This is a genomic window from Aciduricibacillus chroicocephali, from assembly GCF_030762805.1.
In the GTDB taxonomy this organism is placed as follows: Bacteria; Bacillota; Bacilli; order Bacillales; family Amphibacillaceae; genus Aciduricibacillus; species Aciduricibacillus chroicocephali.
This window is the reverse complement of record NZ_CP129113.1, coordinates 952,581-964,293: the sequence shown is the minus strand read 5'-3', so window position 1 is coordinate 964,293 and position 11,713 is coordinate 952,581. Positions and strand designations below refer to the sequence as shown.

The following is an 11,713-nucleotide window of genomic DNA, read 5'->3' as shown; positions in this document are numbered from 1 at the left end:
AATGAGGGGTTTATTTATTTACGCTTCTTTTTGTCCACGTTAAATACACTTTCCTCTGCAAATTCTACTGTGTCACCGTTACGATCATGTTTATTCTTATTATTCTGCTTACCCTTATCTTTGTTACGGTTCTTGTTCTGTTCAGACATTATTTCACCCCTTTTACTGTATTTTGTCCCTCTTACTCCTTCTTCATCCTCATGCATGATTTTTTTCTCAATTGAACATGATAAGAATGCATTTCATGACAGAAAGGGGTCATACAAATGGGTGAACCAACACAATTTAGAGCGGGTCAAAAAGCTCCTAAAAATGGGCTCTATGTAGAAATCGGAGAGACTGGCACAAGCGTACAAAATCCGCAAATGTTGAAGATGGAGACAGGTGACAAGTTTCCCGAGACGAGAAATCAGAACCGTGTCTGGACTTATGAAAAGAACTAAGAAGAGTAAGGAGGGGCAGCTATTACTGAGCTGTCCCTCCTTACTTTTGTTCTAATTCCAATGTACTGAACATTTCTTCTCCGCGCAAAGCCTGCCCCGCAAGCTGATCTGCCTCCCTATTGCCTTTTCTTGATATTGCCTCATAATGGGGCTCAAAACCAAGCTGTTCAAGCTTCGCATCAATTCTATCAGCCCATTCAGATAATGTTTCTTCATAAACAGGCCACTCACCATTGAGTTGATGAATGACAACTTTTGAGTCTCCAATAATATTCACTTCTATATGACGTGCTCCCATATACTCCAGTTCTTTAAGAGCTAGGTGAAGTGCGGCATATTCAGCTTCATTATTAGATGACAGTTCATCTACAAGCGCATTTTTTCGAATTCGATACGATTTTCCATTTTGCTTATAATAAATGGCACAACCAAGCCCTGCACGACCAGATTCGATATCATATCCGCCATCAAAGTAGATGGTAATGTCATGTGGCTCTTCCTCAATTCCTTCTAGAAGTTTTTTCAGCTCTTTCAAGTTCCACTCCTGCTCTTTGTTGTCAACAAACAATATATTACTGATCCGCCCTGTTTTTTGCATATCTTCCACCATCACAATAGCCTCCCCAGCTGGCAATGGTTCTGAAACGAAAGTAGTCACTACATTTTTTGGAGTACTATAAAGCATCTGTATTTTTACTTGCATGTATTGTTGCCCTCCTTTGTATCCAATTAAAGTATTCCCCTCTTGAATTTCAACTAGACAAAAAAAGACTTTACGTAAAATGAAAGCGACTGGCTTTTACTGCCAGTCGCTGAATATACTTCATATGATTTAACATTATTCGACGTAACAGATTAACGGCGATTATTGCTGTTCCTGTTTGTCGGATTTGTTATTTGCATCCTTCTTCTCATGATCATTCATGAGGCCGCTTGCTGAATTCTTGAATTCACGAAGCGTTTCACCTGCCGCTTTACCAATCTCCGGTAATTTTTTCGGCCCGAAAATAATGAGCGCCATAACAAGAATAAGAATCAAACCGGGAATTCCAATGTTTCCAATACCCATGTTGTTTGCACCTCACTTCAAAATGATCTAGCTTGTATCCATTATACATGAAATGGGCGTAACATGTCCGCCTACCTAAAATTTATTTGAATTTTTTGTAATAGATAAGATATTAATTGGTATGAACTATTTTTTTAACATCTAAAATTATAGTATCAAACAACTTTCCATCACAATAGAGAAGCATGGCCCAGTTGCCCGCTTTCGGCAACTCTACGTTTGATGGCAAATGGGCATCCGCTCCATCGTTTTCTCCCGCAACAGGCTCGGTCCAACCGCCAGTTAGAACTTTGCTAACTGTATTTGAATATTTTTCATAACCGATCACTGTCAGGTCAACATCTTTTACACCCCATAGAAGCCACATCCATTTTGGCGTATTATTGATTGGCGAAGCATCCGCTCCAAGAATTGCTGCTTTCCCCTTATTACCAATCAAATCACCACCATCAATATATGTTGCCTTCTTGGACCAATCGATATCTTGAAAATCACTCATTTTTACAAACCCTGGGATATCGTTTGGAATCTTAATTGTATTTTTGCTTTTTACTTCCTCTCTAAAATCTTCATTTTCCTCAATTAAATTATCATCTGTTCCTTTACATCCAGCAAATATTATCAACAGCATAATTGCTAGAAAGGAAAGAATTCCATTTTTCCTCAGCATATTCATTCCCCTGCTTTTCTTTATATTCAAAGTAAAATTCCAATATCTTTTGGACAGTTGATTTATTTTCCTTTCTGTAGACACTCAATCCTTATGAATATTATATACATAATATTCAATTATTTGTAAGAAATTATTATTTAAAGACAAAAGTTAATTGAGTGTTCCCTCATCTACTCTTTCTTTTTTTCATTTTCAGAACATCACCCTTTACTCACATATAAAATTTTCCCATTAAGTTACTAATTCAATAGTACTAATAGCTAAAAACTTATTTCCTTTAGCCATAGCATGCTTTATATTTATAAAAAAAGGAGGTAAGCGATGTGATTTCAAGACTTAAACTATTCGCTAAAAGATTAAAGCAGGAATTATACGTCCTGTTCTTATCATATAAGGATGATAGAACTCACTGGTTTGCAAAAGTTTTTGTTATTTGTGTAGTTGCCTATGCTTTTAGTCCAATAGATTTGATCCCAGATTTCATTCCAGTCCTAGGTTATTTAGATGATTTAATCATCGTTCCACTTGGTATTTCGATATCACTTAAGATAATTCCCTCCAATGTTCTAGAAGAGAATAGAGAAAAAGCAGAAGATCTAAGAAGAAAAGGAAAACCAAAAAATTGGCTTATGGGCAGTTTGTTTATACTAATCTGGCTTCTGTTTGCAGTTTGGATTGGTAAAATTGTTATGAAATATCTTTTATAAGGAAGCTTGAATAAAGCCATCGATTCAGAAAGATATTATTTATAAGGATAGAAAAATAGAGATCATCGTATATTATTTTTGATCAACTACTTTTTAACTCGCCGACAAGCAATCCATTACATATTATTGTTTGATATATAGACAAAATAAAAAACCCCATCATAACTAAAATGTTTGAAGGGGATTTCGTGATTATTCTTACCGGGTTCATCCCAGCGACCGTTACTTGTAAAGTAGCGTAAAGTCATTTCTAAAATTCTTATGTTGTTTAAACAGATAATATTTTTATTTTCAGTAACCACTTTTTTTTCTGATTAAATTAAATTTAATTAAATCAGTATTGATATATTCTGTTGAATAAATGATTGGTTTATCATCTTCGTCAAAATTCACTACATTACACTTAAGAAGTGAATTTGTTTGTCTGGATTCGAAATATCTCTCCAGATCAGGAATCTCACTAGTAGTTGTTGTAAGCAACTCGACCTTATCCCAAATTATTTTACGATTCATATGTTTTTTTACCAGTTCTGCCTGTGGAAGGGACATATTAGTTTTATTGATTTTTCCGACAAACAGAGCAGTAGGAATGCGGTCTATACAATATATTGCTGCGTGTTTGTCCGCGAAAAAAATTTTATCTATAATAATTATTTCGGAATTTACGGGAATATCAAGTTCCAAAGATTCATTACTTGTAGCACCTCTGACTGTGATTTGTCTTATTTCAGTTTCCACCTTGTATCCACTTTTAATAATCACCTTACGGAAATCTTCAATTGGACTAAAGTTGACTTGGATTTGTATCGCCTCTGTATTGACAAATGTACCTTTGCCTTGTTTCCTAAAGATTGTCCCCTCTGCTGCCAATTGTGCCAATGCACTCCTAACAGTAATTCTGCTGACCCCCAATCGTTTAGCTAATTCTTCCTCCCTAGGTAGTTTATTTGATTTCCCAAGATCAAGTGAATGAATATACTCCATAATGGCTTTCTCAGTGGCAACAGCTAAGTCAATTGGTTTTATTTTTTTCATTTAGAACTACCTCCTTTGTCAAAATTAGGTTCTCTTGTGAAACAAGTTGTTAATTCAATTAATTGTATTTAGTTTAATCATATTACTCTATAAATATTTCGCTTTAATTGGTATAGAACCCTGTTAAATTACTTTACTCCTTATATATAAAGAAAATCATATAATACGGGGGTTGAAATCTGGTTTATACCTTATTTGTTTCTTGTGGGCATTAAATTATGTGTCATTTATCCCCTTGCTAATCATACCTTGTAACAGGTAATACCTTTTACCAAAATCAAAACGAGGGGTGATGAGCTTGGGAAAGAATAATTTGAATAAGAAAGATGTGATTAATGAAAAATTACCAGTACAAACCTTGGGTATATTGGGTTTCCAACATGTTCTTGTAATGTATTCCGGAGCGGTAATAGTACCGTTAATACTTGGTGCTGCAATTAACCTGTCAGCAGCTGATATTGCGTTTCTAATATCAGCAGATCTATTTACTTGCGGGATTGCAACCTTACTGCAAGTTGTTGGTTTTGGAAAATTTATCGGGATTCGATTACCAATTATAATGGGTGCTGCTGTAATTACACTGCCTGCCATGATTATGGTTGCTGGTAGCGAAGGGCTTCCTGCTATGTATGGAGCTATCCTGATCTCAGGTACCTTTATATTCTTCCTTTCATTCTTCGTAGTAAAGCTTATAAAGTTTTTTCCAAAACTTGTTAGCGGTTGCCTTGTTACAATTGTAGGTTTATCACTAACTCCAATCGCATTACAAGATATGGCTGGCGGCCAGGGGTCCCCTTCTTTTGGAGAGCCGAAAAACTACTTACTAGCCACCTTTGTATTATTGATCATTCTCCTTGTTAATAAGTTCTTTAAAGGTTTCTTTAAAGCCATAGCAATTCTGATAGGGCTTATCGTTGGGACGATTATTGGCGGCTTTATGGGAATGGTTGATTTAACAGCTGTAGGTGACTCCCCTTGGTTCAGGGTTATTACCCCCTTCTACTTTGGGATGCCTAAATTTACGTTAACAGGCGCTTTAACTATGAGTATATTTGCAACTGTAGCCATAGTAGAATCTGTAGGTATGTATAGACTTGTAGAAGATTTATGTGAGACAAAGATTAGTACGAAAGATATTTCTAAAGGGGTTCGCGCTGAAGGAATTGCCCAAGTACTAGGGGCGGTTTTTAATGGATTTCCTTATGTAACCTTCTCAGAAAATGCAGGTATCATGACGATTACGGGAGTGAGAAGTCGTTACGTCGTAATTTCAGCATCATTGTTCCTAATTATACTAGGCGTTATCCCTAAGTTTTCAGCTTTGGCCACTATTGTACCTTCCCCTGTACTTGGAGGAGCGATGCTTGCATTGTTTGGAATGATCGGAGCTACAGGTGTAAAAATGATTGGTGAAGTTGATTTGTCTAATACTAATAATTTACTAGTTGTAGCTTGTAGTATTGGTTCAGGTCTCGGAGTTGAAGCAGTACCAGGATTATTCAGTAAAATGCCTGAAATTATAGAGACACTATTGGGAAATGGAATTTTCACAGGTACATTTATAGCAATTCTCCTTAATTTGCTATTCAATTACCGTGAAATATTCTCGAAGTCCTTTCCCACAAATTCCAAAATAGTTCAGAGTACAGATTCATAAAATCTCAATTTTTCGGCTTTAAATAAAGGTATTACCTAATACTAATATTTTTGAGAAAGGGAGTAATAGTATGAATAATCACTTACAGCTTTTGGAGCGCTGTGTTGAGTTATCTAAACAAGCAAGAAAAAATGGTAATACACCATTTGGTGCACTTATTACAGGACCAAGTGGCGAAGTAATTATAGAACAGGAAAATATAGAGATCACAGAATCCAACTGTGCCGGGCATGCAGAAACACAAGCGATGATTCAGGCCTCTAAGAAATACGATAAACAATTTTTAAATAAATGCACACTATACTCAACTGCAGAGCCATGTGCAATGTGTGCTGGTTCAGCTTATTGGGGTAATATTGGCAAAATAGTATACGGTATTACTGAAAAACGATTACTAGAATTGACGGGTAATAATGTGCAAAATCCAACCTTTGATTTACCATGCCGCGAAGTTTTTGCAAGAGGACAAAAGAAAATAGAGGTTTTAGGTCCATTTCCTGAAATTGAAGAGCTTGTCATTGAAGCACATAAAGGATTCTGGTGATTTTCGGTAAATAGTTACGAATAACGCTAATTATGTATGTGGGCAAAACTGATATAGGTCAAATACAATATGATCAAAGTTCACAACTTTAGAGTAAAATATAGATGTAATACTACACTCCCCCTCTGTCACGGATTTTAATTTTAGTGACAGGGGGCTTTCAAAGTCAATGCCCTTATTTTCAAAAGTCTTATTGAGATACTCACAGATATATTTTCAATTCAAATAACAATTGCGCTGTAAATATAGAGAAGGGTGTATTAAATCAATACCGTTATTGAAATCGAAACACCTCAATCACATTTTAATAGAAAAATCAATACGCTAGGAAACAGAAAAAGAACCCAAACTCCTTAATACTAAAGGAATTTAGGCTCTTCTCACTCGATGATTCCTACTTGGCTCGAACCAGCGACCTCTACCCTGTCAAAGGCGTGACGTCAATTATCGTTAGTGTTTTATTGTTACCGACAATAGCTGCAAGTCCTTTTGCAACAAGGGATTTGTGGCTTTTATTGTTGAGTTGTAATTTTAAATGTTAGTTTGTTATTTAGCGTTTCATATATTAATGCCCACGATGATGCCAGTATTATTTGAGCTTGTTTAAATAAAAATTACTTCAACCTTTTTTAAAATTGATCGTATAATAGCTCAAATTCCTTTACAGTAGAATGAAAGTCTTCATCGTTTAGTTCTTCTAGATTCCTTTTAATAAATTTCACAAAAGACTGCCCTTTAAATATATAAGAACTGTCTCCCTCTCCTATTCTTTCGACTTCTGAAAACTTGTCGAAGCTTTCTATTTTTCCAATATAACCATTTAATTTTTCCTCTGCGTTTTCGCCCAAGTTTTTTGTAATTACACTACGCTGAAGCTCTATAAATTTGCTTATAACTATTTTAATAAAATCTTTAGGGAAAAGATCTTCCAATTCACCTTTAATAGTATCGTTAGGTTGCATAAATATTCTAGACTTGTTAACAAAGGTATTTTTCCTAATATCTTCTGCTATCTTAATACCCTTAGAATCGTTATCAAGAATAATTATTAGGTCCTTATTTAATACCTGTTTTAAAGCTATGATATTCTGAAGCGCATTATCAGCGCCTTCAATAGTATAAAAGGTGAAGTCAGACTTGTTTTTATTTAGTCTATCATATATGTAGGAGTGTAGAATGACTTCACTCATCCCTTCTACAGCAACAATATTCTTATTCAGGAACAAAGTATCACTCAAATCCAGACCTAGTACATCTCTAATTTTTTTAAAGTTTTCCAAGCCGAGATTCTTATTGTCAACATAGGATCCAGTGTTCTTATCTCTATCAATATAATTTACAGCATCTAAATCTAAATCCTTCATAAAAATTGTGGAATGTGAAGAGATTATAACTTGATGATCTTCACTAAAGCTTTTTAGTAATTCAAGCATTTTCTTTTGTGACTTAACATGTAAGTTTCCTTCTGGTTCGTCAATTAACAGTATATAGTGACTTATTTTCTTCTTAATCTTAAATAAATTTATTAAACAAATTAATAATGCCACTCTTTGAACACCAGTACTTTTATTTTCCAACTCCGAGGTATCAGCATACTCATCAATTACGTAAATCGAGTCTTCTTTGAAATATATTGAATTACCCATCCCCATAACTTCACTAAAGTCTATGTTAATTTGAGTATCAAGTATAGTTTTGCTGTTCTTATCTAAATTATTGTACTCCTCAAAAACGAGTTTTATAAAATCACTATACTCTTTTTGAATATCAATAAATATTAAATGCCAATCACCCAACTTATTTAAGAAATCATTAAAACTTACTTTTGAACCAGCGTAATAAGCTTCATTATTCTTCATGTAATTACCTTGGGATGTTTCAATGACAAATTCTGGTGCCATTTGATTAGTATTATTAATTTTCGAATAATCACTTTGAGAAAATTTACAGTCATCTACAAAGATGCGTTGTAGAAGCTTTAAAATATTTGATTTACCCGTGTTATTTTTCCCAATGATTAGATTAAATCCTGGTTTGAATTCAATTTTGACATTCTTCAAAGACCTGAAATTTTGTGCCTTCATAGATTTTATATACATCTTTGCCTCCGTTACATTTGATTCTTTCCGTTAACGAAAATTTAATATTGCATTTTTCTTATTAAAAGGTTTTGTTTATTTTAAAAAGAATAAATCCCTTTTGAGTCAGAGCTACCACCTCTGTCAAAACGCTTTCGTTTCAGTAGTTCGACATGAAAAATTACTTAAAAGCATAACCGTGGGAACGCCCTTAAATCACGATAAATAACAGATAAGGTTAGTTGAGCCAATGCAGAAAATCAACGTAGCAATCATTAGGCAAGGTCTTTACTGCTGTTTTCAGACTGAATTGCTAGTCTTAGAGAAGTGGGAACGACTTCTTGCAGTAAAAGTACGGAAGTGTTTCGATTGGCTAAGGTCAATGATGCTTATCATTATGTATGTGGGCGAAACTGCATATGCTTATTTAAGCTAATGATAAGTTGAAGAAACTCAGGTATAAAACAGCAGCATCATCGAGGTTCCCAGCTTTGCACTTAAGCATATATTCCAAACCGCCAATCAGTGATTGTAAATTATACAAAATTACCATAAATGATAAAAATTACATAACTGTGAATATAATAAACATTATAGCATTTCGCATCTTGTTCCGTATAACAAAGTATCTATTTAGGTACTCTAGGGTTCCGAATCCTCTTGAACTAAAGAATTTACAGCTTTTATTATGGATTTGTAACTTTGAGGATTTATTATTATTGGCTTTTCGTTTCATATTCTTGCCGTATAATTGCTTAACTACTAGAGTATGCAGCAACTAGCTCGGCTCCGATTGGATAGTATTTTATTTAGAGAATAGCATCCGTTAAACAAATCATGCCACGCCCCGCTTACAATATTATAAAACACTATAAATGGAAACAGAAAAAGAGCTCAAACCCCTTACAAATAAAGGATTTCAAGCTCTTCTCACTCGATGATTCCTACTGGGCTCGAACCAGCGACCTCTACCCTGTCAAGGTAGCGCTCTCCCAGCTGAGCTAAGGAATCGCATGGGATATGTATTACAGTTAATAATATACATGAGATTTAAAATGAAGTCAACAATTCTTTAATATATTTAGCTATTCATTTCATATTTAAATTAAGTACCGAATTTCCCCAGAATCTTAACCAAAATAGGAAATCCGGTACTCTTATTACTTACTTAATTTAATCCGAGTCTGGTCCAGCACCTTTCAAATAGCTTTCAAAGTCTTCACTAGGGAGTGGTTTACTGAAGAAGTAGCCTTGCCCCTGAGCACAACCATCTTCCAATAGAACCCCAAGCTGGTCACTGCTTTCAATCCCCTCTGCAATAACTCCGATTCCAAGTGTTTTGGCGACAGCAAGAACCGCTTGAACGATTGCCTGGCTTTCTTTGTTCTGATCGATGTCTTGGATAAATGAAGCATCTATTTTCAAAGTATCTACCGGCAGATTTTTAATATAGCTGAACGAGCTGTATCCGGTTCCAAAGTCATCAATGGAAATTTGAATGCCGAGGTCTCTCAGCTCTTGTAATACGCCGGAAGCATGGTCCACATTGGTAAAAATACTCTCAGTCACTTCCAGTTCGAGCCATTTAGGATTCATCCCTGTATCGGCAAGGACATCCTTTATCCTCTGAACAATAGCTGGATGCATGACCTGGTATGGTGAAAGGTTTACGGAAACGACTATCGGTTCGTAGCCTTTGTCCTGCCATTTCTTATTCTGTTCGCAGCTGTGTCTAAGAACCCATTCCCCGAGCTTCATAATCAGACCACAATCTTCGGCAAGCGGTATGAACTTGTTCGGTGGAATAAGACCGAGCTCCGGGTGCTTCCAGCGAACGAGCGCTTCCATACCGATCAATTTATTTGAAGCCAAATCCATCTTAGGCTGATAATCAATATGGAATTGATCATGCTCAATTGCTTTTTGCATTTCATTTTCCATCAGAATAATTTCAAGTGACTTGCGCTCCATCTTCTCATCAAATATTGCATATCCATTTCGTCCGCGTTCTTTAACTGTATACAATGCTGTATCAGCTTTTTTCAGTAAATCATCTGCATCTATACTATGTTCGGGATATAGAGCGATTCCCATGCTGCAGGACGGTGTATAGCGCTGGCCATCAATCTCTAATGGTTTCTGAAAATCACTGTGGATGCGTTTCGCCATCTGATGCAAGACAGTCAGGCTTGGCACATCACGTAACAGTACTGTGAACTCATCTCCACCGAATCGGGCTACGACGTCCGAATCACGAATTGATTTTTTCATTCTGGCAGCCACTTCCGCCAGCAGATAATCTCCATTCTCATGTCCCCAAGAGTCGTTAATATGCTTGAAATTATCAAGGTCGATGAATACGACCGCAAATTTCGTATGGGACTCATTTGCCTCATGGACTTCTTTTCTTAAAGTATTCATGTACATACGTCTATTTGGAAGGTCTGTAAGCGTGTCATGATATGCGAGGTGATAGATCATCTTTTCTGAGTTTTTACGCTCTGTCACATCTCGCATAATAAGAACAAAATCTCTTATTCCTTCCTCTGTTTTTACAGGGTTAATTCTCGTATCCATGACATGATAAATATTGCTGCTTGATTTAATTCGAATCTCAATGTGAGAAGTTTTTTTCTTCATTGCGGCGAGCAGGATTAGCTCTGCACATAACATCTTGTGATCTTCTTCATGAATCCAATCAAGGAGATTCCCAGTCAAATCATTGGCAACTCTTGTACCGAGCAGTTCACCATGCGAAGGGGACAAATAACGAATATTTCCTTCTTTATCGATGACAGAAATCAGATCTCCGGAATTCTCAGTAATGAGCCTGTATTTCTCTTCACTCTCCCGAATTTTCTCTTCCATTTCCTTACGCTTGGTTATATCATTGCGAATTGCAACATACTGATAAGGTTTTCCTTTCTCATTCAAGTAAGGAACTATCGTTGTATCCACCCAATAAAGCGTTCCATCTTTCGCCCTGTTTCTAATTTCCCCTCTCCATATATGACCCTTTCCAATTGTTGCCCACATCTCTTTAAAGAAGCCTTTTTCGTGATAACCGGAATTGACAAGGCTATGATCCTTTCCAAGAAGTTCATCACGTTTGTATTTAGATATCTTGCAGAAATGATCGTTTACATACTTAATTCTGCCTCGCTGATCTGTAATTGCAACAATAGAAGACTGATCCAGTGCATATTTAATATCTTGCAAATCTTTAAGCAGACTCTGTATCGATTGTTCACTCTCTTTTTGATGTTGCAATCCTTGTACGTCGGTGTCAGATGTTGTGCTCAATTTTGCAACCCCCCTGAGATTCCTCGCCGAATCCGAAACATCATGCAAATGACAGGAATGGCGCCGAGCCAGGCCCTGACCTGTACAATCTATGAAGCTCCGCCATTTCTGCGGAGAAAGTCGTTTATTTTTATCTATAATTAAATAGTATTTCCTTCCAGTTATCACGTCAATGAAAAATTACCTAAAATAGGATACGTTTTT

At 36.0% G+C, this 11,713-nt stretch carries 11 protein-coding genes and 1 tRNA gene; 4 read left to right on the top strand and 8 right to left on the bottom strand.

Translation table 11 applies throughout. From position 1 onward, the window contains the following. Positions 1–14: 14 nt before the first annotated feature. Positions 15–149, bottom strand: coding sequence for a hypothetical protein (locus QR721_RS05055; protein WP_348029366.1), 135 nt, complete (start codon positions 147–149; stop codon positions 15–17). Between the two features lie 117 nt (positions 150–266). Between QR721_RS05055 and QR721_RS05050 the strand changes: the two genes are divergently transcribed. After that, positions 267–443 (top strand): YjzC family protein, encoded by a 177-nt coding sequence (locus tag QR721_RS05050; RefSeq protein ID WP_348029365.1) that lies wholly within the window; start codon positions 267–269, stop codon positions 441–443. 40 nt (positions 444–483) lie between these two features. On the opposite strand, the gene QR721_RS05045 is transcribed toward QR721_RS05050, so the two are convergent. The 3 genes from QR721_RS05045 to QR721_RS05035 form a co-directional block, all read right to left on the bottom strand. Beyond that, positions 484–1,146, bottom strand: coding sequence for a reverse transcriptase-like protein (locus tag QR721_RS05045; protein ID WP_348029364.1), 663 nt, complete (start codon positions 1,144–1,146; stop codon positions 484–486). A 162-nt stretch (positions 1,147–1,308) separates the two neighbouring features. Next, positions 1,309–1,512: a twin-arginine translocase TatA/TatE family subunit gene (locus tag QR721_RS05040; protein WP_348029363.1), complete on the bottom strand. Its 204-nt coding sequence runs from the start codon at positions 1,510–1,512 to the stop codon at positions 1,309–1,311. Positions 1,513–1,624: 112 nt separating this feature from the next. Continuing rightward, on the bottom strand, positions 1,625–2,182 hold the full coding sequence (locus QR721_RS05035) for a DUF4871 domain-containing protein (RefSeq protein ID WP_348029362.1): 558 nt from the start codon (positions 2,180–2,182) through the stop codon (positions 1,625–1,627). A gap of 326 nt (positions 2,183–2,508) precedes the next feature. Between QR721_RS05035 and QR721_RS05030 the strand changes: the two genes are divergently transcribed. Next, positions 2,509–2,892, top strand: coding sequence for a YkvA family protein (locus QR721_RS05030; protein ID WP_348029361.1), 384 nt, complete (start codon positions 2,509–2,511; stop codon positions 2,890–2,892). Positions 2,893–3,183: 291 nt separating this feature from the next. Here the strand turns inward: QR721_RS05030 and QR721_RS05025 are convergent, their stop codons facing one another. Continuing rightward, positions 3,184–3,927, bottom strand: coding sequence for a GntR family transcriptional regulator (locus tag QR721_RS05025; protein WP_348029360.1), 744 nt, complete (start codon positions 3,925–3,927; stop codon positions 3,184–3,186). A 298-nt stretch (positions 3,928–4,225) separates the two neighbouring features. Here QR721_RS05025 and QR721_RS05020 point away from each other — a divergent pair, with 298 nt between their 5' ends. Together QR721_RS05020 and QR721_RS05015 are read left to right on the top strand one after the other, a co-directional pair. Then, positions 4,226–5,584 (top strand): nucleobase:cation symporter-2 family protein, encoded by a 1,359-nt coding sequence (locus QR721_RS05020; protein ID WP_348029359.1) that lies wholly within the window; start codon positions 4,226–4,228, stop codon positions 5,582–5,584. Between the two features lie 70 nt (positions 5,585–5,654). Further along, on the top strand, positions 5,655–6,128 hold the full coding sequence (locus QR721_RS05015; protein WP_348029358.1) for a nucleoside deaminase: 474 nt from the start codon (positions 5,655–5,657) through the stop codon (positions 6,126–6,128). A gap of 629 nt (positions 6,129–6,757) precedes the next feature. Here QR721_RS05015 and QR721_RS05010 read toward each other — a convergent pair. The 3 genes from QR721_RS05010 to QR721_RS05000 form a co-directional block, all read right to left on the bottom strand. Then, a complete protein-coding gene (locus tag QR721_RS05010; RefSeq protein ID WP_348029357.1) occupies positions 6,758–8,227 on the bottom strand; it encodes an ATP-dependent nuclease in 1,470 nt (489 codons plus the stop codon). 917 nt (positions 8,228–9,144) lie between these two features. After that, positions 9,145–9,217 (bottom strand) — tRNA-Val (locus QR721_RS05005). A 162-nt stretch (positions 9,218–9,379) separates the two neighbouring features. Further along, positions 9,380–11,509, bottom strand: coding sequence for a sensor domain-containing protein (locus tag QR721_RS05000; RefSeq protein WP_348029356.1), 2,130 nt, complete (start codon positions 11,507–11,509; stop codon positions 9,380–9,382). Positions 11,510–11,713 lie beyond the last annotated feature (204 nt).

Excerpts from the sequence above, each read along its gene's own strand:
- QR721_RS05055 (WP_348029366.1), bottom strand. The coding sequence starts at position 149 with ATGTCTGAACAGAACAAGAACCGTAACAAAGATAAGGGTAAGCAGAAT.
- QR721_RS05050 (WP_348029365.1), top strand. The coding sequence starts at position 267 with ATGGGTGAACCAACACAATTTAGAGCGGGTCAAAAAGCTCCTAAAAAT.
- QR721_RS05045 (WP_348029364.1), bottom strand. The coding sequence starts at position 1,146 with ATGCAAGTAAAAATACAGATGCTTTATAGTACTCCAAAAAATGTAGTG.
- QR721_RS05040 (WP_348029363.1), bottom strand. The coding sequence starts at position 1,512 with ATGGGTATTGGAAACATTGGAATTCCCGGTTTGATTCTTATTCTTGTT.
- QR721_RS05035 (WP_348029362.1), bottom strand. The coding sequence starts at position 2,182 with ATGCTGAGGAAAAATGGAATTCTTTCCTTTCTAGCAATTATGCTGTTG.
- QR721_RS05025 (WP_348029360.1), bottom strand. The coding sequence starts at position 3,927 with ATGAAAAAAATAAAACCAATTGACTTAGCTGTTGCCACTGAGAAAGCC.
- QR721_RS05015 (WP_348029358.1), top strand. The coding sequence starts at position 5,655 with ATGAATAATCACTTACAGCTTTTGGAGCGCTGTGTTGAGTTATCTAAA.
- QR721_RS05010 (WP_348029357.1), bottom strand. The coding sequence starts at position 8,227 with ATGTATATAAAATCTATGAAGGCACAAAATTTCAGGTCTTTGAAGAAT.